Here is a 20,381-nt window from a genome sequence, read left to right on the forward strand (position 1 = left end):
TCGTTGAAGTTGCACCGCGATCGTAAGCGCAAAGGCAGCTTCAAGCCTGAGTGGGATAGGTTTTAGTCATCTCGCATCCATCATTATAAATGGTCTGCCGCGGAGGAAATGTAGAAATTTTCTGGAAAAACGCAGAATAGCGGGACGATCCGGCCGGATCGCCCCGAATGGCGGTGCCAACGCTTAGTCGAGCTTCACGCCGATGCGGCGCGCCACTTCTTCGTAGGCTTCGATCAGGCCGCCCAGGCTTTGACGGAAACGGTCTTTGTCCATCTTGTCCAGGGTGTTTTTGTCCCACAGGCGGCTGCCGTCCGGCGAAAACTCATCGCCCAGCACCACTTCGCCGTTGAACAGGCCGAACTCCAGCTTGAAGTCGACCAGGATCAGGCCGGCGTCATCGAACAGCTGGGTCAAGACCTCGTTGGCGCGGTAGCTCAGGTCGCGCATGCGCGCCAGATGTTCCTTGCTCACCCAGCCGAAGGTTTCGCAGTAGGATTCGTTCACCATCGGATCGTGCATGGCGTCGTTTTTCAGGAACAGATCGAACAGCGGCGGGTTCAGCACCAGACCTTCTTCGATGCCCAGACGCTTCACCAGCGAACCGGCGGCGCGGTTGCGGATCACGCATTCCACCGGCACCATGTCCAGCTTCTTCACCAGCACTTCGTTGTCGGACAGCAGACGCTCCATCTGGGTCGGGATGCCGGCTTCTTCCAGTTTGCTCATGATGAAATGGTTGAACTTGTTGTTCACCATGCCTTTGCGATCGAACTGCTCAATGCGCTGACCATCCAGTGCTGACGTATCGTTGCGGAACTCCAACACCAACAGATCGGGATTCTCGGTGGTGTAAACGGTTTTTGCCTTTCCGCGATACAGCTCAGCTAGCTTTTGCATCTTACTTACTCCAGTGATGTATCCCCGTTGTCTCCCGAGCGCGGCCCGAAATTAGGGGGTATAGAATTGACCTAATGAATTCTTTGGCGTGCCGGACACTATTGTGCCAAACCTGCGACGCAAACGATACCGTATAGACAAAACAAAAAGGGGCCGAGGCCCCTTTTTGATTAGTTAACGCTGGTTTTACTGAAGGCAGACTGGAATGCCGCCACCAGTGCATCGTTTTTCGACTGGGTGAGCGGTTTGCCTTTCGGATCGATGAATTGCAGGCTGGTGCGGTTGTTGAGATCGCCGACCTGCAGCTTGTAATCCCCTTCCGCCAGTTCAGGATCCTTAACGCCCAACGCATCCCAATCGCTGCTGCTCAGGGACTTGTAGGTCACGGCGACGGTGCCCTGCGGACGGCTGCGGTCACCCACTTTCATCCCCAGTTTTTCGAGCGCCGGCGGCAGGCGATCCCACACAACGGTGTACGGGCCACGCACGACCAGCATCGGCAGGCCGGTGTCATCGGCGCCGCTCTGCACGTCCAGTGCGCCGAAGCGGCTGGCGGTCTGGCTGCTCGCCAGGTTGTCCTGCTTGTCCAGGCCTTCGATCAGGGTGTTGATCATCATGCCGTTGTAGCGCTGAATCTCAGATTGGTCGGTCACCTGCTCGCTCTTGCCCTGCTGCTGCAGGCCAACGCTTTTCACCACCAGCGCCTGCTGGTAGCCCTGCTGCTGCACGCTGATCTGATAACGGCCTTCGTACTGGTTGTCTTCGTCCAGACGGTTCCACTTCACCCAGTCGGTGGTCAGGGTCTGACCGGCGTCCTGGCGGGAAGCGATCGCGATGTTCTTCGCCTGCAGCAGGCTGACGACGCGCGACCACAGGTTCTGGTTCTGCGGGCTGTTTTCCAACAGCAGCGTGCCGCTGTCGCCGGCGTATTGCGCACGTGAACCGCTCAGCAGCGCCAACGGCTGCACCGGCGGACGAATGTCCAGCTGCTTGCCGACGTTGCCTTGCAGCTTCGTGGCGGGAACGTCATAGTTGCCGCTCTGCACCGGCAGGATCATGCCGGACGGCGCGTTCAGCGCCTTGAGCGGAGCCGCGTCGAGGTAGGCCTCGTCGCCGCTGACCTGGCGCTTGTAGCGCTGATCGCTGCTGCAGGCTGCCAGCATCATCACCAAAGAGATGCCCACTACTTTTGCTACCGTCGACTTTTGCAATGAATAAGCCATCAAATTTCCCTTAGAGTTACAGCAAACCGACGCTTTTCAGCGCGCGCTCCACCACCGGGCGGGCGGTTTCACTCAACGGCGTCATCGGCAGACGCAGCGTATCGGTTGCCATCAATCCCAACGCCTTACAGGCCCACTTCACCGGAATTGGGTTTGCTTCTACAAATAGATCCTGATGCAACGGCATCAAGCGCTGATTTAAGCGGCGCGCTTCGGCAAACTTGCCCTGCGCCGCCAGCGCGCAAAGTTCCGCCATCTCGCGCGCGGCCACGTTGGCCGTCACGGAAATCACCCCTTTGCCGCCCAGTTGCATGAAGTCCAGTCCGCTGGCGTCGTCGCCGCTCAGCAAAATGAAATCTTCATCGTCAACCAGCACTTGGATCTGACTAACGCGACTTAAGTTCCCCGTCGCTTCTTTTACAGCAACAATATTCTTGATTTTCGCCAGCCGAGCGATGGTCGGCGGCAGCATGTCGCAACCGGTGCGCGAAGGCACGTTGTACAGGATCTGCGGCAGCTCGGTGCTCTCGGCGATCGCCTTGAAGTGCTGATACAGCCCTTCCTGCGTCGGCTTATTGTAGTACGGCGTCACCGTCAGACACCCCACCACGCCGGTGTTGGCGAAGCGGGTGGTGAGCGCGATGGCTTCGGCGGTAGCGTTGGCGCCAGTGCCGGCGATCACCGGGATGCGGCCGTCGGCCAGCTCCAGCGTCTGCAGCACCACGTCAACGTGCTCGTCATGGGCAAGCGTTGCGGACTCGCCGGTGGTCCCTACGGAAACGATCGCCGCGGTGCCACTGGCTACATGATAATCGATCAATTTTTTCAGGCTCGCGCGATCGACAGCACCTTTGTCGTCCATCGGCGTAACCAGTGCAACAATACTTCCCGTAAACATTGGCCGTCCCCTCCACAAACAAGTCACTCATGGTACTTTTGCTGCCCATCCAAAAGCAAGCGCACAACCGCGTTGTAAGCGCTTGGCAGGCGGTTTTTTTTATGTTTACCATGGTAACCCCATTAAGCACGACAGGAAGCGCTATTTTGCCTCAGTCAGACGAACACTATCTCGTGATTACCGCGCTCGGCGCCGACCGCCCCGGAATTGTCAATACCATCACCCGCCACGTCAGCAGTTGCGGATGCAATATCGAAGATAGCCGTCTGGCCATGCTGGGGGAGGAGTTCACGTTCATCATGCTGCTGTCCGGCAGCTGGAACGCCATCACCCTGATCGAATCCACCCTGCCGCAAAAAGGCGCGGAGCTGGATCTGCTGATCGTGATGAAGCGCACAAACTCGCACGAAAGGCCGCCGATGCCGGCCACGGTATGGGTGCAGGTGGAAGTCAAGGACTCGCCACATATCATCGAACGCTTTACCGATTTGTTCGACTCCAGCCAGATGAATATCGCCGAGCTGGTCTCGCGCACGCAGCCGGCGGACGGCGACCTGCCACCGCAGCTGTATATCCAAATCACCGCCCACAGCTCCGGCGATCGGGACGCCTCAAATATTGAGCAAGCCTTCCATCGCCTATGTACAGAATTGAACGCGCAAGGCAGTATTAGCGTGGTGAACTATCCACAGCATGATGAGAAAGATGGAGAGTAGTGATGAGCCCATTGAAAGCCGGTGACACAGCGCCGAAATTTAGTTTGCCTGACCAGGACGGTGAGGAAATTAATTTGGCCGACTTCCAGGGACAGCGAGTATTGGTCTATTTCTATCCGAAGGCGATGACGCCGGGCTGCACCGTGCAAGCCTGCGGCCTGCGGGACAACATGGACGAATTGAAAAAGGTCGGCGTCGAAGTGCTGGGCATCAGCACCGACAAACCGGAAAAACTGTCGCGCTTCGCCGAAAAGGAGCTGCTCAACTTCACACTGTTGTCTGATGAAGATCATCAGGTATCGCAACAGTTTGGCGTGTGGGGCGAGAAAACCTTCATGGGCAAGACCTACGACGGTATTCACCGCATCAGCTTCCTGATCGACGCCAACGGCAAGATTGAAAAAGTGTTTGATGATTTCAAAACCACCAATCACCACGACATCGTTCTGAGCTACCTGCAGCAGTAATTCTCACGAAGCGCAGCGGCCTGCTGCGCTTCGTTTCTTCCCTGTCAGCCGGCCTTGTCTTCCACCTCGACCCGCAGTTCATCGGGCCAGGCGTGAATCACCGCCTTCACCAGCGTCGCCAGCGGTATGGCGAAAAACACGCCCCAAAAGCCCCACATCCCGCCGAACACGATCACCGCCAGGATAATCACTAGCGGATGCAGGTTGACCGCTTCGGAGAACAAAATGGGCACCAACAGGTTGCCGTCCAACCCCTGTACCACCAGATAGGCGACGATCAGCGTCCAGAAATCGGCGCCGACGCCCCACTGGAACAGCGCCACCACCACCACCGGTATGGTGACCAGCACCGCGCCGATGTAGGGGATCAGCACCGAAAAGCCCACCAGCACCGCCAGCAGCAGCGAGTAGCGCATGTCCAGCACGGCGAACACCAGGTAGGTCGCCACGCCGACAATCACCATCTCCAGCACCTTGCCGCGGATATAGTTGGTGATCTGCTGATTCATTTCGTTCCAGACCTGCCCCGCCAGGCCGCGATTGCGCGGCAGCACGCGGCGCACCGCGTTCAACAGTTGATCTTTGTCCTTCAGCAGGAAGAACATCATCATCGGCACCAGGATCAGGTAGATAGCCAACGTCAGCAGGCCGACCAGCGACGCCAGCGAGAATTTCACCACCGATTCGCCCATGCCGGACAGCCGACTGCGCAGGTTTTCCGCCATCATGTCGATGATGCCGGCATCCACCAGCGCTGGATAACGCTTCGGCAGCGTCGCGGCGAAGTTATAGAACTGGTTGAGCATGCCCGGCAGATCGCTCATCAGATTGATGCCCTGCTGCCAAGCGGTCGGCGCGACGACAAACACCAGCAGCATGGCAACGCCCGCGAACACCAACAGCATGATGCTCGCCGCCCAGGTGCGCGAACAGCCGATGCGCTGCAGGCGCGCGGTCGGCCACTCCAGCAGGTACGCCAGCACGATGGCGACCAGCAACGGGGTCAGAATGCCGTGCAGAAAATAGAGAATGAGGAACCCGGCGACCAGGATCACCAGCAGCGCGATAGCCTGCGGATCGGTGAAGCGGCGGCGGTACCACTGTAATAACATCTCCAGCATCAGAGCGGGCTCCTCGAGATTTGGCGGGCGGGCATGGCGATTCCTGTGATGGGCCTGATTAAAGCATAGATAGAACGGGCGCACGCGAGGTGTGCAAAGCACTCAGAGTACTCAAAGTTCACCATACATCAACAGCGATTTGGCTGATTTTATCGCGCGGGCAGGCGATCGGCGCAAAAATCCGCAGACGCGGCGACAGGTTCGGTGAGCGGCCCCGAACGGGGCCGCGGAAGATTACAGCGAGGTACCGATAGAAAGGGGCGAACCGACTGCCAATGCGAACAACAACACACAGCCAATCGCGATCGCCGCCGCCAGATCATTTTTCATAGTCCCGTCCCCTGATACTTAAACTGGTTATCGTCACGAACTCTGTCGGTTCTTGCGTTGCGGCCTTTTCTGATGCACGTCATTAAAAACCCCCGCCGCAGCGGGGGAGAAAACGTTCTGGTGCATCAAGTGTTACAAGGAGGTCATGAGGGATTGCTAACCCTAAATGACTATTTCAAGCTAGGATTATTCTCAGAGCATGGCAAGCGATCGCGTCGAGGTTATCCGCACTTTGAGATAAACCTCATAAAAAAATCCCGCACGGCAGCGGGATGAAGGGATGATAACGTCATGAATTTTTTATGCGGACAATGAGGCGGTATTGTCGTCATTTGGCGACAATACCGCGCCGGCACGGTGGTCACAAGGGAAATTTGACCACGGTGAGGAAATCAGAATTTCGCCAATGCCCGCGGTCGTGCGCCAGTCAGCATCAACGAAAAAATGGGATTTTCATCAGACAGCCGTCGGGAAAAAACCGGTAGCATGGCCGATATCATCCCAAACGCCGTAGGGGGAAAGATGAACAGCAAACCGTGTGAATTTGATGAAGCCATCTGTCTGGCGATCGGGCGTGGCGTTTGCGAAGTCGTGAAGATAGGGGATGAAATCAGCGTCTTCTCCCTGTTGGAAGCGATCGAGAGCTTCATCGAACGGCAAGCGCTCAGCGAAAGCGAAATCGCGGCGGCGGACGACGCGCTGGATTTGATCACCGGTTTGGTCCGCCGCCAGTGCTGACACCCGTTACGAGGCGCAGCCGATGAGCCGTTGCTCTACCGTGACGCCGGGCATCATTTGCCGTAAACCGGCAATCAATTCGTCGCCCGCCTCGTGCAGCGCCGCCAACGGCATCGCCGGCAGGCTCTCCAGGATGAACCACATCCGCTCGGCCTCGGCGCTCAACCGGGTTCTGACCCCCTGGCGCCAGTTCCAGCGGCGGCAGGTCACGCCGCGATCGTCGCACCAAACCACCTCCCCCGCCTCCGGCGATTCATGGATCACCGCCCCCTCCTTGACGGTATCGAACAGTTCGCTGCCATCCGCGACGATCAGCCGCGGCTCGCCGACATAGGCCGCGATATTCTCGCCCCCCACCGGCACCGCATAACGGATGCTGACGGCGTTATAGAGATCGACGACCGGATCGATGCTGGGCATCGTGCCGTCGCGCAGCGCGCGCTTGCGCAGGGCGTCGGCGGAACAGGGCGTACGCTTGGGTTTGGCGCCAAACTGCATGAAAACCTCGCGCCAGGCCGTGAGATGCGCCTCTGCCCAGGGTGCGTCTTCCTCACCGAGGGCGCGACAGGCTTGCGCCAACGCTAACGCCCCCACGTCCGGATGGGCTATGGGAGCCGCAACCGCGGTAATGCTTAACGCCCGGAAACCGGGTGCCAGCGCAGCGACGGCCGGATCGATTGACGGATCGACTAAAATCATTAAATAATCCTATATTGACCATTTTATTGCATAATATTGACCGATGAACAAAAAAGTCAACAGACCGACCGAGTTTGGCGCCGACGTGCAAACCGTCAGCGAAGCGGTGTCACATCGCATCAAGCAACAGAGAAAAAGCCAAAAGCTATCGCTGGACGAACTGTCGCGCCGGGCGGGCGTCAGCAAAGGCATGCTGGTAGAGATCGAGAAAGGCGCCGCCAATCCCAGCATCGCCATCCTGTGCAAGCTCGCGGCGGCGCTGGGTCTCTCGGTGGCGGACATCGTCAACGTCACCCGCGCGCCCGCCGCCTACCTGATTGAAAGCCAAGATATTCCCACGCTGTGGCATGGCGATAGCGGCGGCTCGGCCCGTTTGCTGGCGGGCACCCAAGGCCCGAACATGATAGAACTGTGGCGGTGGGAAATGGCGCCCGGGGAATCCTATGCATCGGGCGGCCACCCGACGGGCACGTTTGAGCTGCTGCACGTTGAGCAAGGCGTCTTAAGCCTTGCCGTCGAACAAACCAAGCTCAGAATTGCGCCGGGCTGTTCGGCGGTCGCCAGAACGGACGGCCCGCACCGGTACGCCAACGAGGGCGAAGACACGCTGATTTTCACCATGACGGTCGCCGAACTGCACGCCTGAACGGCGGCCCTGACCTGAACGCTTTCACAGGAGAAGAATCATCATGACAACCCCTGCCCCACTTGTCTGGCAGCGTGCGGACTATCTCGTCAGCACCGATCCCGCCCTGCTTGATCTCGATGCCATCCACGCTTTTCTGACCCGTTCGTCATGGGCGGAGGGAATCGATAAAGAAACCGTCCGCCAGTCCCTCACCCACAGCCTGTGCTTCGGTTTGTATCACGAGGCCAGGCAGATCGGTTTCGCCCGGCTGGTCACCGATTACGCCACTTTCGGCTATCTGTGCGACGTGTACGTGTTGGAGACGCATCAAAAAAGCGGGCTGGGCCTGTGGCTGGCGGAATGCTGCCAGGCCCATCCGCTGATGGCGAAGCTGAGGCGAATCATGCTGGTCACCAGCACCGCCCCCTGGCTCTATGAGAAAGTGGGCTATTCGGCCATCAACCACCCCGACTTTGTCTGGCAGATCGCCCGGCCGGACATCTATCGACGGTAATGCTATTTCAGCGCCTGCTCGGCCAGCAGCCCGAGCGCGATGACGATCATCGCCGCGCCGGAGATGCGCCCCACTATCTTCGCAGCCTGCGGGCGCGTGCGCAGTACCGACTGCGAACCGAATCCCACCAGCAGATACACCAGGCCGCAGCTGATCAAATGCACGACGCCCAACGCCAGCATCTGCATCGGCACCGACCATTCGGCTCGGGCGTCGGTAAACTGCGGCAGCAGCGCCAGAAACAGCAGAAACACCTTGGGGTTCAAGCCGCTGACGCACACGCCCTTGCCGGCCCAGCGCAGCCAGGAATCGGAACGCTGATCTTCACCGGCGCCGGGCACTGGCGGGTGCAGCAGCATGTTGAAACCGATCCACAACAGATAAGCCGCCCCCAACAGGGTGAGCGCCGTCAGCGCCAGCGGGTTGCCGACCAGCAGCGCGCCGACGCCCGCCACCACAATCGCAATCATCAGCAGATGGCCGAACAGCAAGCCGGCGACGGCGGGCACCACCACCCGGCCGCGAATGCCCGCCGAGATCACATAGGCCCAATCCATACCCGGCGTGATCACCAATAAAATCGACACCGCCCAAAAAGCGGCGAACAGAGCGAGCGTCATGCCGGCGCCCTCTCAGACGCGCCACGCCACACCAAACAGAGAACCATTGCCTTTCCTCGTGGAAGAAGAACGGCCTCCGCCTGCCGCGGTGGCCGTCAAAACCGTTCAACAGATGGCAAGAATATCCTCAAGGCGTTAAAATGTGCTTTCAATTACTTGCCTGAAATCGGCATAAGCGGGGAAATTTTTCCAAATGGATAAGATTGATCGCAAGATTCTTGCTGAACTGCAGGTCGATGGCCGTTTGTCGGTAACCGAGCTGGCCGAGCGGATCGGTTTGAGCGTGTCTCCCTGCCACCGCCGGGTACGGGCATTAGAGGAGTCCGGGGTGATCAGGGGTTACCGCGCCCAGCTCGACCCCGGCAGCCTGGGCTATAACTTTTCCGCCCTGGTGTTCGTCACCATGCGCGAAGGCGATCGCCGCGCCGTTGAAACCTTCGAAAACGCCATGGTGGACATTCCGCAGGTGGTGCAGGCACAGCGGCTGTTTGGCGATCCCGACTATCTGCTGCACGTGATCGCCCGCGATCTGCCCGCCTTCCAGCAGCTTTACGACGAGAAACTCTCCGCTCTGCCGGGCGTGCAGCGCCTGAGCTCCACGCTGGTGATGAAAACCGTGGTGCCGGAGCGCTCGTTCCTGCCGCTGGGCAAATGACGACGGGAGCGTTACCGCTCCCGTTTTCTCTTTTCTTTAAGGCACAATCACGAAATCCGGATTGGCGACGGCAAACAGCGCCTCGCGATCCGCCGCCGGTGGGTAAATCCACTGCGTGTTGATCTCCTGCTTAATCTTTTTGCCTTCCTCACGGGTAAAGCGCACCTGGCGCTCCCAGCCTTCGGTATACAGCGCGCCCCAGGGGCCCAGATCCAGACAGGTCACATACTTCGGCTGGCTGTAAGGGTGCGCCGGCAAGCCCGTCAGCTCCGCCGCCGCATTGTGGCCGGCCACGCGGCCAAGGCTCAGCGCATGCTGGCAGGTCATCAGGTTGTGGTTACCGAGATCGTCTGTCGCCGCCTTCACCGTATCGCCGGTCACGAAAATGCCCGCCGCCGCCGGCGCGCGCAGGAAGGCGTCGCCGATCACCCGGCCGCTGCCGTCGCGCTCGCCGGGGATCTGCTCGGTCAGCGGATGCGCTCGCACGCCCGCCGCCAGGATCACCGTGTTGGCGGCGATGCGCTCACCGTTCGACAGCATCACCCCCTCGGCGTCGATGGCTGAGACGCGCAGGCCGGCCCGCGCTTCCACGCCGCACTCCGCCAACGCCTGGCGTATCACCGCCCCCGGCTCCGCCCCCATCCCGGCGCCCACTTCCGGGGCGGTATCGACGATCACCACGCGCACGTTCTCGTCTTTGCCCAGCGCATCGCGCAGCCGTTGCGGCATCTCCGCCGCGCTCTCCAGGCCGGTCAGCCCCGCCCCCACCACCAAGGCGGTGTTGCGCGCCGGCGTCGACGGTTTGGCCACCAGCGCTTTAATATGGGCATCCAGACGCTGCGCGCTTTCCAACGTATCGACGTTGAAACCGTATTCGGCAAAGCCCGGCACCGCAGGCACGGACAGCCGGCTGCCGGTGGCACACACCAAACGATCGTAGGCCAACTCAAGGGGTTCCCCCGTAGCCTGCGCCACCGTGAGCGTTTTAGCAGCGGCATCGATACGCTCTACCGTCCCGGCCAGGTGGCGCACACCGACGACAGCGAGCTGCGCGGAAATGTCCGGGTTCATGTTTTCCAGCACGGCCTCATACAGGCGTGGCCGGATGGTGACGGTTGGCGTCGGTGAAACCATGAGCACCTCGATATCGTCATGCTTACCGGCAAGGGTAATGGCGCGCATGGCGGACACGGCGGCCCAAAAACCGGCAAAACCGGAACCGGCAATCACTATTTTCTGCGTCATGGGATGACTCCTTCATACAGGGTTAACCGGGCGACAAGGCTGCCCGCAGTTTTTTCGGATGAACGATGCCGTCCCGCTCCCGTAACAGGGTGCAGAAGGCCCGCCCGCCCCTTCCGAAGAGGCGGGAAAAAGTGTGTTTCGTTTTAAGGAAAGGCGGTGGTTAGGTCTTGGCGCGCGCCGTTTTGCCGCTGCGCGCGGTGCGTTCCGTCATGCGCTCGTCGAGCCAGAGGTTGACCTCGCCGAAGAAGCCTTGCGGCGCTTTGCGGCCAAAACGGGCGGCGACGGCGCCGAGAGTCTGCGCCGCCAGCGCATCGCGCATCGCCTTCTCCGCCTGCAGCATCACCGCATGGATAGCGCATTTGCCGGAGACCGCCCAATCCGGCGGGGAGTCATCGAACACCGCGCAGCGCCCGCGCACCTCCTGGCAATCGAACAGCGGCTTGTGCCCCTCGATAGCGTCGATGATCGCCAGAAAGCTGATCTCGTCCGCCGGGCGGGCCAGCCGGTAGCCGCCGCGCACCCCTTCGCTGGCGGCGACGATCCCCGCCTTTTCCAGCTTGGGGAAAATCTTGGCCAGAAAGCTGGGTGAGATCCCTTGCAGCTCGGCGAGTTCGCGGCTGCTGAGCGCCCGCTGGTTATCGCCGACCAGCCACAGCAGGCAGTGGATGCCATATTCAACGCTGGTTGTGATGTACGCCATATGTCCGTTTTCAACCGTCAATGAATCTTCAATAACGCAGACTATATGAGTCTGCGTTTATCTTGTCAATAAAACACGGATCAACTTTGTCCGTGTTTTATTGACAATGCAGGCCACCGGCGACGCAGAAAACGCCCTTCGAAATGAAAAATAAAACTTTTTTGCCCGATTCGCGCCCGGCTAACGTTTCCTTGTTGCCAACGGCTGACTATGATGTGATGGGCACCGCCGCCGCGGTTTGTGAGCCGCCGCACTTTCACGCGGATTGCGCCGTGGGAATAAAGAACTCTTGTCTGCTGCTGACGTCTTAGAAATGATTATTTAAGGGAAACGCCTGACTATGACCAACCGGTTGACCAAAACCGCGTTAGCGGTGCTGCTGCTCGGCACGCTGAACGCCACCGCCCTGGCGCCAGCACAGGCGGAAAGCCAGGACCAGTTGCCGGATATGGGCACCTCCGCCGGCGGCACCCTGAGCATCGGACAAGAACTGGCGATGGGCGATTTTTACGTGCGCCAACTGCGCGCCAGCGCCCCGCTGATCAACGATCCGCTGCTAATCCAATACATCAATCAGCTGGGCAACCGGCTGGTGGCCAGCGCCTATTCGGTGCGCACGCCGTTCCATTTCTATCTGGTGCGCAACGACGAAATCAACGCCTTCGCCTTCTTCGGCGGCAACGTGGTGCTGCATTCCGCCCTGTTCCGCGTCAGCGACAACGAAAGCCAGCTGGCTTCGGTGCTAGCGCACGAAATCTCGCACGTCACCCAGCGCCACCTGGCGCGCGCCATGGAAGATCAGCAGCGCAACGCCCCGTTGACCTGGGTGGGCGCGCTTGGTTCCATCCTGCTGGCGATGGCCAACCCGACCATGGGCATGGCGGCGCTGAGCGGCACCATGGCCGGCACCCAGCAAGGCATGATCAGCTTTACCCAATCGAACGAACAGGAAGCCGATCGCATCGGCATTCAGGTGCTGCAGCGCGCCGGTTTCGATCCGGAAGCGATGCCCGACTTCCTGCAGAAACTCTCGGATCAGTCGCGCTACGCCTCCAAACCGCCGGAAATGCTGCTAACGCACCCGTTGCCGGACAGCCGCCTCTCCGACGCACGCAACCGCGCCAACCAGATGCCGAAACACATCGTGCAGTCCTCGCAGGATTACCTGATGGCCAAAGTGCGCGCACTGGGCATGTACAGTTCGGAAGGCTATGGCCTGAACGAAGAACTGCTCGGCTCGCTCAGCAAGGGCAACGTGCGCGAACAGGCGGCCGCCAAATACGGCCGCGCCATCCTGTTCTATGAAGCGAAAAAATACGACGACGCGCGCAATATCATTCAACCGATGCTGGCGCAGGATGCGAAAAACGTCTGGCTGATCGACCTGATGACCGACATCGATCTCGGCCAGAAACGCGCGCCGCAGGCCATCGCCCGCCTGCAGGCGGCCAACGCCGCCCAAAGCAACAATCCGGTGCTGCAGCTCAACCTGGCCAACGCCTATGTCGAAGGCAACCAGCCGGCGCAGGCGTCGAAGATCCTGAACCGCTACACCTTTGCCCATCCGGACGATCCGAACGGCTGGGATCTGCTGGCGCAGGCCAGCGCCGCACAAGGGCTGCGCGATGAAGAGCTGTCGGCCCGTGCCGAAAGCCTGGCGCTGAACGGCCGGCTCGATCAAGCCATCGGCCTGCTCAGCAATGCCAGCTCGTTGCAAAAACTCGGCAGCCTAAAACAGGCGCGCTACGATGCGCGCATCGACCAGCTGCGCCAACTGCAACAGCGCTTCCGCCAATACCAACGCAGCTGATTCAACAAGGAATGAACGCCATGAAAAACGTCACGATTTACCACAACCCACGCTGCTCCAAGAGCCGTGAAACCCTGGCGCTGCTGGAACAGCACGGCGTCGATCCCAAGGTGGTGCTGTACCTCGAAACGCCCCCTACGGTCGATGAGCTGAAAAAGCTGTTGAAGGAACTGGGCTTCACATCCGCGCGCGAGCTGATGCGCAAAAAAGAAGATCTGTACAAGGAATTGAAGCTGGCGGACGACAGCCTGAGCGAAGAGCAACTGCTGGCGGCAATGACGACGAACCCGAAACTGATCGAACGCCCGATCGTGGTAAAAGGCAGCAAGGCGCGCATCGGCCGACCGCCGGAGCAGGTGCTGGAGATTTTGTAATCGTCCGGAAAGTCTGTTATTGAACCGCAAAATACCAATAGCCCTGAACAGGGCTATTTTTAATTGTTTGTTATATAAATACTTTTCATCATCCCAGTCTTCTTCTACTGCTATGCTGCGCAAACGCCAAATCTCTCGGTGAAACAGCCGTTGACAATCGTCAACACCCCACCTACCCTGAGCGCATCACTGGACGAGCGATGAAAAAACACCCAGACAAGCACATTCAGGCGGCATTAGCTTACGCCCTTTCTCAGGGTTGGTATTTTCGGCCCAGCAAGGGGCACGCATTTGGTCGGCTACATTGCGCCTTTGTCGGGCACCAAGAACATATGATGAGCATCTGGAGCACGCCAAAAAACCCAGAGGTACATGCCGAACAGATTCGGCGCAAGGTCGATCACTGCCTGGCGCTGTCGCAGAAAAAATAACCGGAGAATCACCATGACGCTTTATCATTTCGCATTGACGCTGGGCGGGGTCACTGCCGATACCGCCGGGCTGGAGGATGCGCTGTATGCGGCGGGATGTGATGACGCGCTGATCTGTTTCTACGGTAAAGCCGTTTACCTGGAATTCGATCGAGAAAGCGACAACTTTGCGCACGCGATTTGCAGCGCCATCAGCGATATCGAGTCTGCAAATATTGGCGCCAAGGTGATATCGGTGGACTCCAGCCTGGTAGGGTTAAGCGATATTGCCGAGCTCACTGAACTGTCACGTCAGGCGATCGCCATGCTAAAAGACGGGACTCGCGGCCCCGGCGGCTTCCCTTCCCCCATTCAACGGCTCGGCGGAGCCTCACCGCTATGGCGCTGGGCTGACGTGGCGGCCTGGTTGGCACAGCAGGGGAAAATCGACCCACGGCTTGCAGACAATGCGCAGTGTCTGGAATACATCAATCTCGCTTTGCAACTGCGAAGCGATCGGCAACGCCAGCAGGTTGAGCATTATTGCACCCTGCTGGAACATGCAGAAAAACAGGCTTGATGGCTCGTTACAGCCCCAGGATCTCTTTAACGAACGGGATGGTCAGCTTGCGCTGGGCGGTGATCGAGGCGCGATCGAGCTGATCGAGAGTCATAAACAGCGTGCGCATCTCGCGATCCAGCCGTTTCAACAGGAAGCGGCCCACGTCTTCCGGCAGCTCGAAGCCGCGCAGTTTGCCGCGCAGCTGCAGCGCCAGCAGTTTCTCTTCGTCCGACAGTGGCTGCAGCTTGTAGATCTGCCCCCAGTCCAGGCGCGAAGCCAGATCCGGCAAACGCAGGTTCAGCTGACGCGGCGGGCGATCCCCGGTGATGAACAACCGGGTGCGGCCGGTTTCCAGGATGCGGTTGTAGAGGTTGAAGATCGCCATCTCCCACTCTTCGTCGCCGGCGATGCATTCGATATTGTCGATGCAGACCAGCGCCAGCTGCTCCATGCCGTCCAACACTTCAGGCACGAAGTAAGCGCGCTTGTCGAGCGGCACATAGCCCACCGCTTCGCCTTTCTGCGAAAGCTCGGCGCAGGCCGCATGCAGCAGATGGCTGCGCCCGCCGCCTTCACGCGACCAGAAATAGATATAGCTGCCATGTTCCTGACGGACGGCGGATTGGATCGCAGCTAATAGGGATGGGTTCTCGCCCGGATAAAAACTGGCGAAAGTTTCATCATCGGGAAGATAAAGTGGCAGTGAAAGCTGTGCCGGCGTATTCAGAGAAGCACCTCAACCAAAACTGGCAGAAAAACGTGGGCAGTTTAACACAGAAAACGGGCGCTGTTGAACCGGCAGGATCTTATGCCGCAATAGTGAACAATGCCTAAGCGCCGCTTGATCGGCGGCGGCACCCGTCGAGGCAAGAATTATCCGATATCATTCCCTAACTCCATGCCTGCGCAGGTTAAATTTGTATTTTAAGTAAAATCTGACCTAGTATAGGTAGGCTAAATGCAATCACCATCAACAAGGTTTCTGCAAGGATATAGACGATGAAAGTATGGAATAAAGTGCTGTTGGCCTCCTTTATCGGGTTGTTGGTTGCCGGCTGTGATGACTCGTCCAAGGTTGACGCCAACCTGGATAAAGCCAAAGACAGCGCCGAGCAGATGAAAGACGCCGCCCAGAAAAAAGCGGACGATCTGACGGACAAAGCGAAAGCGACGGCGGATGAAATCAAAAAAGAGGCCGCCACTCAGGCGGATCAGCTGAAAGACAAAGCTTCGGCGATTAAAGAAGACGCCGCCAAGCAGGCGGACGCCATCACCAACGACGCCAAGGCCAAAGCCGCCGCGATCAAAGACGACGCAGGTAAACAGAGCCAGCAGTTGGTGGATCAGGCCAAGGCCATCAAAAACGACGCCATCAACGGCGCCAACGATCTGACCGAGCAGGCCAAGGCGAAGACCGAAGCCATCAAGAACAGCGCCGAAAACAAAGCGCAAGAGTTGAAACAAGAGACCGATGCGGCGGTGAACGGCAATACTCAGCCGGCCACCCAGCAGTAAGCTATTCTCAGCCACCAAAGAAAGGAGCAGTAAATGGGGATTATTTCCTGGATTATCTTCGGCCTGATCGCCGGTATTTTGGCTAAGTGGATCATGCCCGGCAAAGACGGCGGCGGCTTTATTCTGACCGTCGTGCTGGGGATCATCGGCGCCGTGGTCGGCGGCTATATCAGCACCTTCTTCGGCTACGGCAAGGTTGACGGCTTCAACTTCGGCAGCTTCGTGGTGGCGGTTATCGGCGCCATCGTGGTGCTGTTCGTGTACCGCAAAATTCGCAGCTAAGGCGAATGCCATAAGTCAAAAGGGCAGCCCCTGGGCTGCCCTTTTCGTTACTTCTGCTCCGCCGATTCGTCCGGCGCGTCAAGCACCTCTTCTTCCTTGCGGAACAGGCTGATGACCTTGAACAGCAGGCTCAGGCCGATCCCCACGATGGTCGCCAGCGCCATGCCTTTCAGCTCCGCTGCGCCGATGTGCACCTTGGCGCCGCTCACGCCGATGATCAGGATCACCGAGGTTAAAATCAGGTTTTGCGCTTTGTTGTAATCCACTTTGGACTCGATCAGCACGCGAATGCCCGAAGCGCCGATCACACCGTACAGCAGCAGGGAAACGCCGCCCATCACCGGCACCGGCACCGCCTGGATCGCCGCCGCCAGCTTACCGATGCAGGACAACAGGATCGCCAGCACCGCCGCGCCGCCGATCACCCAGGTGCTGTAGACCTTGGTGATGGCCATCACGCCGATGTTCTCGCCATAGGTGGTGTTCGGCGTGGAGCCGAAGAAGCCGGAGAACACCGTCGAGATGCCGTTTGCGAACATCGAGCGGTGCAGGCCCGGATCGCGGATCAGGTCTTTTTTCACGATGTTGGCGGTCACCACCAGGTGGCCGACGTGCTCGGCGATCACCACCAGCGCCGCCGGCAGAATGGTGAAGATGGCGAACCACTCAAAGCGCGGGGTGTAGAAGGTCGGCAGCGCGAACCAGTGCGCCTCGCGGATCGGGGTCAAATCCACCACGCCCATGAAGAACGACAGCGCATAGCCCACCAGCACGCCGATCAGGATCGGGATAATCGCCAGGAAGCCGCGGAACAGCACCGAACCGAGCACCGTGACCGCCAGCGTCACCAGCGAAATGGTGATGGTGGTCGAATCGGCGCTGGTGCCTTCCGCCGGCAGCAGCCCCGCCATGTTGGCCGCTACGCCCGCCAGCTCCAGCCCGATGACGGCGACGATCGCCCCCATCGCCGCCGGCGGGAACATCACGTCCAGCCAGCCGGTGCCGGCCTTTTTCACGATCAGCGCCACCAGGCAGAACAGCACGCCGCACATGATGAAACCGCCCAACGCCACTTCGTAACCGAGCGGCAACAGCAGCAGCACCGGCGAGATAAACGCGAAGCTGGAGCCGAGGTAGGCCGGGATCTTGCCTTTACAGATGAACAGATACAGCAGCGTGCCTATGCCGTTGAACAACAGCACGGTCGCCGGGTTGATCTTGAACAGGATAGGCACCAGCACGGTGGCGCCAAACATGGCGAACAGGTGCTGGAAGCTGAGCGGAATGGTCTGGAGCAGCGGCGGGCGCTCGCTGACGCCGATGGCGCGACGGGTCATGTGTGCTTTTCCTCGGTTTATTGGTTTTATAGGTTTTAGTCAAAAAAAAGCCGACTCGTTAAGTCGGCTCAAATGTTTACTTAGTACCAAATATCTTGTCGCCCGCATCGCCCAGGCCAGGCACGATGTAGCCCTTGTCGTTCAGACACTGATCGATGGAGGCGGTGTACAGCTCAACGTCCGGATGCGCTTTCTCCAGCGCGGCGATGCCTTCCGGCGCCGCGACCAGGACCAGCACCTTGATGCTGTGGCAGCCGGCTTTCTTCAGCAGATCGATAGTGGCGATCATCGAACCGCCGGTGGCCAGCATCGGGTCGACGACCAGCGCCATGCGCTCTTCGATGTTGGAAACCAGCTTCTGGAAGTACGGTACCGGCTCCAGGGTTTCTTCGTCGCGGTATACGCCCACCACGCTGATGCGCGCGCTCGGCACGTGCTCCAGCACCCCTTCCATCATGCCCAGACCTGCGCGCAGGATTGGCACTACGGTAATCTTTTTCCCTTTGATCTGATCCACTTCAACTGGCCCGCACCAGCCTTCGATGGTGACTTTTTCCGTCTCCAGATCGGCGGTCGCTTCATAGGTCAGTAAACTACCCACTTCTGAGGCCAGCTCACGGAAGCGTTTGGTGCTGATGTCATTTTCACGCATCAGGCCAAGCTTGTGTTTTACCAGCGGGTGTTTCACCTCAACGATCTTCATCATTTTTCTCCTATTAAGGTGGTTGCGGCCAAAAAAATCGCGGGATTATACCTCCTTTTTTTCGCCGCGCCACCCACAATAGCCCGATCGGGATCAACAAAAGTTTGAATATCAGTATAGATGACGAAAAAGCGGAGCCGGTTCACAAGCCGCTCGCAAACGTTTGCCTGCGCTGTTAGAATTGCCGCGCCTTATTCCGGAATCAACATCGGAAGCACAGTTTTCAAACCGCAAATCGTCGTGGGGAATCGCGCAGTGACCGACAAAACCTCTCTCAGCTATAAAGACGCAGGTGTCGATATCGATGCAGGCAACGCATTGGTAGATCGCATCAAAGGTGTAGTTAAACAGACCCGTCGCCCGGAAGTGATGGGCGGTCTGGGCGGGTTTGGCGCCCTGTGTGCGTTGCCGCAGAAATACCGCGAGCCGGTGCTGGTTTCCGGTACCGACGGCGTGGGCACCAAGCTGCGTCTGGCGATGGATCTGAAACGCCACGACACCATCGGCATCGATCTGGTGGCGATGTGCGTCAACGATCTGGTGGTTCAGGGCGCCGAGCCACTGTTCTTCCTCGACTACTACGCGACCGGCAAGCTGGACGTGGACACCGCGGCCAGCGTGATCACCGGCATCGCCGAGGGCTGCAAACAGTCCGGCTGTGCGCTGGTGGGCGGCGAAACCGCTGAAATGCCGGGCATGTACCACGGCGAAGACTACGACGTGGCCGGTTTCTGCGTCGGCGTGGTCGAAAAATCCGAGATCATCGACGGCAGCAAAGTGCAGTCCGGCGACGCGCTGATCGCCCTGGGCGCTTCCGGCCCACACTCCAACGGCTACTCGCTGGTGCGCAAAATCCTGGAAGTGAGCAACACCGATCCGACCGCCACTCAGCTGGAAGGCAAACCGCTGGCCGACCACCTGCTGGCGCCGACCAAGATTTACGTGAAGTCCGTGCTGGAGCTGATCGAGAAGGCGGACGTACACGCCATCGCTCACCTCACCGGCGGCGGCTTCTGGGAAAATATTCCACGCGTGCTGCCGGAAGGCATGCAGGCGGTGATCGACGAAGCCAGCTGGCAGTGGCCGGCGGTGTTCACCTGGCTGCAGCAGGCCGGTAACGTCAGCCGTCATGAAATGTATCGCACCTTCAACTGCGGCGTAGGCATGGTCATCGCCCTGCCGGAAGCCGAAGTGGAAGCGGCCATCGCGCTGCTGACCGCGGCAGGTGAAAAAGCGTGGAAAATCGGTAAACTGACCGCCTCTTCCGACGAACAACAAGTGGTCATCAACTGATGAAAAAGATCGTGGTGTTGGTCTCCGGCCAGGGGAGCAATCTCCAGGCGCTGATTGACGCCTGCCAGCAGGGCCGCATCGCCGCCGAAATCGTGGCGGTGTTCAGCAACAAGGCGCAGGCTTATGGCCTGCAACGCGCCGAAGCGGCGGGCATCGCCGCCCAAGCGCTGGATGCCAAGGCCTACGCCGATCGCACGGCGTTCGACGCCGCGTTGGCGGACGCCATCGACCAGCACCAGCCCGATCTGGTGGTGCTGGCCGGCTACATGCGCATCCTCAGCCCGCAGTTCGTGCAGCGTTATGCCGGCCGCATGCTGAACATCCACCCTTCCCTGCTGCCGAAATACCCGGGTCTGCATACCCACCGTCAGGCCATCGACAACGGCGACAGCGAACACGGCACCTCGGTGCACTTCGTGACCGAACAGCTCGACGGCGGCCCGGTGATTTTACAGGCCAAGGTGCCGATTTTCGCTGACGACGGAGAGGATGACGTGGTTGAACGGGTGCAAACCCAGGAACACACGATCTATCCGCTGGTGGTGAGCTGGTTCGTCGACGGTCGCCTGGCGATGCGCGATGGCGCCGCCTGGCTGGACGGCGAACGCCTGCCTGAGCAGGGTCACGCCGCCGACTGATGCGCG

At 59.4% G+C, this 20,381-nt stretch carries 25 protein-coding genes; 14 read left to right on the top strand and 11 right to left on the bottom strand.

Going from position 1 to position 20,381, the window contains the following annotated elements; all coding sequences use genetic code 11:
* Positions 1 to 183 precede the first annotated feature (183 nt).
* The 3 genes from purC to dapA all read right to left on the bottom strand — a co-directional run bounded on the left by purC (position 184) and on the right by dapA (position 3,018).
* Positions 184 to 897 (bottom strand): phosphoribosylaminoimidazolesuccinocarboxamide synthase, encoded by a 714-nt coding sequence (gene purC / locus BVU99_RS23345; RefSeq protein WP_043140423.1) that lies wholly within the window; start codon positions 895 to 897, stop codon positions 184 to 186.
* A gap of 170 nt (positions 898 to 1,067) precedes the next feature.
* Complete coding sequence (bamC, locus tag BVU99_RS23350; protein WP_025303828.1) at positions 1,068 to 2,120, bottom strand: outer membrane protein assembly factor BamC; 1,053 nt, start codon at positions 2,118 to 2,120, stop codon at positions 1,068 to 1,070.
* 16 nt (positions 2,121 to 2,136) lie between these two features.
* Complete coding sequence (gene dapA, locus BVU99_RS23355; RefSeq protein WP_033644005.1) at positions 2,137 to 3,018, bottom strand: 4-hydroxy-tetrahydrodipicolinate synthase; 882 nt, start codon at positions 3,016 to 3,018, stop codon at positions 2,137 to 2,139.
* Positions 3,019 to 3,164: 146 nt separating this feature from the next.
* Here dapA and BVU99_RS23360 point away from each other — a divergent pair, with 146 nt between their 5' ends.
* Together BVU99_RS23360 and bcp are read left to right on the top strand one after the other, a co-directional pair.
* Complete coding sequence (locus tag BVU99_RS23360; RefSeq protein ID WP_015378708.1) at positions 3,165 to 3,734, top strand: glycine cleavage system transcriptional repressor; 570 nt, start codon at positions 3,165 to 3,167, stop codon at positions 3,732 to 3,734.
* Between the two features lie 2 nt (positions 3,735 to 3,736).
* Complete coding sequence (bcp, locus tag BVU99_RS23365; RefSeq protein ID WP_025303830.1) at positions 3,737 to 4,201, top strand: thioredoxin-dependent thiol peroxidase; 465 nt, start codon at positions 3,737 to 3,739, stop codon at positions 4,199 to 4,201.
* A 44-nt stretch (positions 4,202 to 4,245) separates the two neighbouring features.
* On the opposite strand, the gene BVU99_RS23370 is transcribed toward bcp, so the two are convergent.
* The gene (locus tag BVU99_RS23370) at positions 4,246 to 5,322 is read right to left on the bottom strand and encodes an AI-2E family transporter (RefSeq protein WP_025303831.1); all 1,077 of its coding nucleotides are present in this window, start codon (positions 5,320 to 5,322) and stop codon (positions 4,246 to 4,248) included.
* A gap of 852 nt (positions 5,323 to 6,174) precedes the next feature.
* Between BVU99_RS23370 and BVU99_RS23375 the strand changes: the two genes are divergently transcribed.
* A complete protein-coding gene (locus tag BVU99_RS23375) occupies positions 6,175 to 6,390 on the top strand; it encodes a hypothetical protein (protein WP_025303832.1) in 216 nt (71 codons plus the stop codon).
* 6 nt (positions 6,391 to 6,396) lie between these two features.
* Here the strand turns inward: BVU99_RS23375 and BVU99_RS23380 are convergent, their stop codons facing one another.
* On the bottom strand, positions 6,397 to 7,089 hold the full coding sequence (locus BVU99_RS23380) for a B3/4 domain-containing protein (protein WP_099817659.1): 693 nt from the start codon (positions 7,087 to 7,089) through the stop codon (positions 6,397 to 6,399).
* Between the two features lie 43 nt (positions 7,090 to 7,132).
* Between BVU99_RS23380 and BVU99_RS23385 the strand changes: the two genes are divergently transcribed.
* A complete protein-coding gene (locus tag BVU99_RS23385) occupies positions 7,133 to 7,735 on the top strand; it encodes a helix-turn-helix domain-containing protein (RefSeq protein ID WP_043140438.1) in 603 nt (200 codons plus the stop codon).
* Between the two features lie 43 nt (positions 7,736 to 7,778).
* Positions 7,779 to 8,231: a GNAT family N-acetyltransferase gene (locus BVU99_RS23390; protein ID WP_025303835.1), complete on the top strand. Its 453-nt coding sequence runs from the start codon at positions 7,779 to 7,781 to the stop codon at positions 8,229 to 8,231.
* Between the two features lie 2 nt (positions 8,232 to 8,233).
* Here BVU99_RS23390 and BVU99_RS23395 read toward each other — a convergent pair whose 3' ends face one another.
* On the bottom strand, positions 8,234 to 8,851 hold the full coding sequence (locus BVU99_RS23395; RefSeq protein WP_025303836.1) for a LysE family translocator: 618 nt from the start codon (positions 8,849 to 8,851) through the stop codon (positions 8,234 to 8,236).
* A 193-nt stretch (positions 8,852 to 9,044) separates the two neighbouring features.
* Between BVU99_RS23395 and BVU99_RS23400 the strand changes: the two genes are divergently transcribed.
* Complete coding sequence (locus tag BVU99_RS23400) at positions 9,045 to 9,506, top strand: Lrp/AsnC family transcriptional regulator (RefSeq protein WP_019452433.1); 462 nt, start codon at positions 9,045 to 9,047, stop codon at positions 9,504 to 9,506.
* Between the two features lie 36 nt (positions 9,507 to 9,542).
* Here BVU99_RS23400 and BVU99_RS23405 read toward each other — a convergent pair whose 3' ends face one another.
* Both BVU99_RS23405 and BVU99_RS23410 read right to left on the bottom strand, forming a co-directional pair.
* Positions 9,543 to 10,751 carry an FAD-dependent oxidoreductase gene (locus BVU99_RS23405; RefSeq protein WP_099817658.1) on the bottom strand — a complete coding sequence of 403 codons (1,209 nt, stop codon included), beginning with the start codon at positions 10,749 to 10,751 and terminating at the stop codon, positions 9,543 to 9,545.
* Positions 10,752 to 10,911: 160 nt separating this feature from the next.
* A complete protein-coding gene (locus tag BVU99_RS23410) occupies positions 10,912 to 11,451 on the bottom strand; it encodes an Rrf2 family transcriptional regulator (protein WP_025303838.1) in 540 nt (179 codons plus the stop codon).
* 340 nt (positions 11,452 to 11,791) lie between these two features.
* On the opposite strand from BVU99_RS23410, the gene BVU99_RS23415 reads away from it, so the two are divergent.
* The 4 genes from BVU99_RS23415 to BVU99_RS23430 all read left to right on the top strand — a co-directional run bounded on the left by BVU99_RS23415 (position 11,792) and on the right by BVU99_RS23430 (position 14,625).
* Positions 11,792 to 13,261 carry a M48 family metallopeptidase gene (locus BVU99_RS23415; RefSeq protein WP_025303839.1) on the top strand — a complete coding sequence of 490 codons (1,470 nt, stop codon included), beginning with the start codon at positions 11,792 to 11,794 and terminating at the stop codon, positions 13,259 to 13,261.
* A gap of 20 nt (positions 13,262 to 13,281) precedes the next feature.
* Complete coding sequence (gene arsC, locus BVU99_RS23420) at positions 13,282 to 13,635, top strand: arsenate reductase (glutaredoxin) (RefSeq protein WP_049296087.1); 354 nt, start codon at positions 13,282 to 13,284, stop codon at positions 13,633 to 13,635.
* Positions 13,636 to 13,835: 200 nt separating this feature from the next.
* A complete protein-coding gene (locus BVU99_RS23425) occupies positions 13,836 to 14,066 on the top strand; it encodes a hypothetical protein (protein WP_025303841.1) in 231 nt (76 codons plus the stop codon).
* Positions 14,067 to 14,079: 13 nt separating this feature from the next.
* A complete protein-coding gene (locus tag BVU99_RS23430) occupies positions 14,080 to 14,625 on the top strand; it encodes a DNA-binding protein (RefSeq protein WP_049204830.1) in 546 nt (181 codons plus the stop codon).
* A 7-nt stretch (positions 14,626 to 14,632) separates the two neighbouring features.
* On the opposite strand, the gene hda is transcribed toward BVU99_RS23430, so the two are convergent.
* Positions 14,633 to 15,334 carry a DnaA inactivator Hda gene (gene hda, locus BVU99_RS23435; protein WP_025159568.1) on the bottom strand — a complete coding sequence of 234 codons (702 nt, stop codon included), beginning with the start codon at positions 15,332 to 15,334 and terminating at the stop codon, positions 14,633 to 14,635.
* A gap of 272 nt (positions 15,335 to 15,606) precedes the next feature.
* On the opposite strand from hda, the gene BVU99_RS23440 reads away from it, so the two are divergent.
* Entirely contained in the window at positions 15,607 to 16,122 is a 516-nt protein-coding gene (locus BVU99_RS23440; protein WP_016926729.1) for a hypothetical protein, read from the top strand.
* A gap of 33 nt (positions 16,123 to 16,155) precedes the next feature.
* On the top strand, positions 16,156 to 16,404 hold the full coding sequence (locus tag BVU99_RS23445) for a GlsB/YeaQ/YmgE family stress response membrane protein (protein ID WP_016926728.1): 249 nt from the start codon (positions 16,156 to 16,158) through the stop codon (positions 16,402 to 16,404).
* Between the two features lie 47 nt (positions 16,405 to 16,451).
* On the opposite strand, the gene uraA is transcribed toward BVU99_RS23445, so the two are convergent.
* Positions 16,452 to 17,741, bottom strand: coding sequence for a uracil permease (gene uraA / locus BVU99_RS23450; protein WP_016926727.1), 1,290 nt, complete (start codon positions 17,739 to 17,741; stop codon positions 16,452 to 16,454).
* Positions 17,742 to 17,817: 76 nt separating this feature from the next.
* Complete coding sequence (upp, locus tag BVU99_RS23455; protein WP_004941642.1) at positions 17,818 to 18,444, bottom strand: uracil phosphoribosyltransferase; 627 nt, start codon at positions 18,442 to 18,444, stop codon at positions 17,818 to 17,820.
* Positions 18,445 to 18,699: 255 nt separating this feature from the next.
* On the opposite strand from upp, the gene purM reads away from it, so the two are divergent.
* Positions 18,700 to 19,737 (top strand): phosphoribosylformylglycinamidine cyclo-ligase, encoded by a 1,038-nt coding sequence (purM, locus tag BVU99_RS23460; protein WP_025303843.1) that lies wholly within the window; start codon positions 18,700 to 18,702, stop codon positions 19,735 to 19,737.
* Positions 19,737 to 20,375 carry a phosphoribosylglycinamide formyltransferase gene (gene purN / locus BVU99_RS23465; RefSeq protein WP_025303844.1) on the top strand — a complete coding sequence of 213 codons (639 nt, stop codon included), beginning with the start codon at positions 19,737 to 19,739 and terminating at the stop codon, positions 20,373 to 20,375. Before purM ends, purN begins: the two co-directional genes overlap by 1 nt.
* The last annotated feature ends 6 nt before the right edge of the window (positions 20,376 to 20,381 follow it).

The sequence above is a fragment of the Serratia sp. OLAL2 genome (assembly GCF_002752475.1).
Taxonomy (GTDB): Bacteria; Pseudomonadota; Gammaproteobacteria; order Enterobacterales; family Enterobacteriaceae; genus Serratia; species Serratia bockelmannii.

Coding starts and splice junctions, on each gene's coding strand:
- purC (WP_043140423.1), bottom strand. CDS start 897: ATGCAAAAGCTAGCTGAGCTGTATCGCGGAAAGGCAAAAACCGTTTAC.
- bamC (WP_025303828.1), bottom strand. CDS start 2,120: ATGGCTTATTCATTGCAAAAGTCGACGGTAGCAAAAGTAGTGGGCATC.
- dapA (WP_033644005.1), bottom strand. CDS start 3,018: ATGTTTACGGGAAGTATTGTTGCACTGGTTACGCCGATGGACGACAAA.
- bcp (WP_025303830.1), top strand. CDS start 3,737: ATGAGCCCATTGAAAGCCGGTGACACAGCGCCGAAATTTAGTTTGCCT.
- BVU99_RS23370 (WP_025303831.1), bottom strand. CDS start 5,322: ATGCTGGAGATGTTATTACAGTGGTACCGCCGCCGCTTCACCGATCCG.
- BVU99_RS23375 (WP_025303832.1), top strand. CDS start 6,175: ATGAACAGCAAACCGTGTGAATTTGATGAAGCCATCTGTCTGGCGATC.
- BVU99_RS23380 (WP_099817659.1), bottom strand. CDS start 7,089: ATGATTTTAGTCGATCCGTCAATCGATCCGGCCGTCGCTGCGCTGGCA.
- BVU99_RS23385 (WP_043140438.1), top strand. CDS start 7,133: ATGAACAAAAAAGTCAACAGACCGACCGAGTTTGGCGCCGACGTGCAA.
- BVU99_RS23390 (WP_025303835.1), top strand. CDS start 7,779: ATGACAACCCCTGCCCCACTTGTCTGGCAGCGTGCGGACTATCTCGTC.
- BVU99_RS23395 (WP_025303836.1), bottom strand. CDS start 8,851: ATGACGCTCGCTCTGTTCGCCGCTTTTTGGGCGGTGTCGATTTTATTG.
- BVU99_RS23400 (WP_019452433.1), top strand. CDS start 9,045: ATGGATAAGATTGATCGCAAGATTCTTGCTGAACTGCAGGTCGATGGC.
- BVU99_RS23405 (WP_099817658.1), bottom strand. CDS start 10,751: ATGACGCAGAAAATAGTGATTGCCGGTTCCGGTTTTGCCGGTTTTTGG.
- BVU99_RS23410 (WP_025303838.1), bottom strand. CDS start 11,451: ATGGCGTACATCACAACCAGCGTTGAATATGGCATCCACTGCCTGCTG.
- BVU99_RS23415 (WP_025303839.1), top strand. CDS start 11,792: ATGACCAACCGGTTGACCAAAACCGCGTTAGCGGTGCTGCTGCTCGGC.
- arsC (WP_049296087.1), top strand. CDS start 13,282: ATGAAAAACGTCACGATTTACCACAACCCACGCTGCTCCAAGAGCCGT.
- BVU99_RS23425 (WP_025303841.1), top strand. CDS start 13,836: ATGAAAAAACACCCAGACAAGCACATTCAGGCGGCATTAGCTTACGCC.
- BVU99_RS23430 (WP_049204830.1), top strand. CDS start 14,080: ATGACGCTTTATCATTTCGCATTGACGCTGGGCGGGGTCACTGCCGAT.
- BVU99_RS23440 (WP_016926729.1), top strand. CDS start 15,607: ATGAAAGTATGGAATAAAGTGCTGTTGGCCTCCTTTATCGGGTTGTTG.
- BVU99_RS23445 (WP_016926728.1), top strand. CDS start 16,156: ATGGGGATTATTTCCTGGATTATCTTCGGCCTGATCGCCGGTATTTTG.
- uraA (WP_016926727.1), bottom strand. CDS start 17,741: ATGACCCGTCGCGCCATCGGCGTCAGCGAGCGCCCGCCGCTGCTCCAG.
- upp (WP_004941642.1), bottom strand. CDS start 18,444: ATGAAGATCGTTGAGGTGAAACACCCGCTGGTAAAACACAAGCTTGGC.
- purN (WP_025303844.1), top strand. CDS start 19,737: ATGAAAAAGATCGTGGTGTTGGTCTCCGGCCAGGGGAGCAATCTCCAG.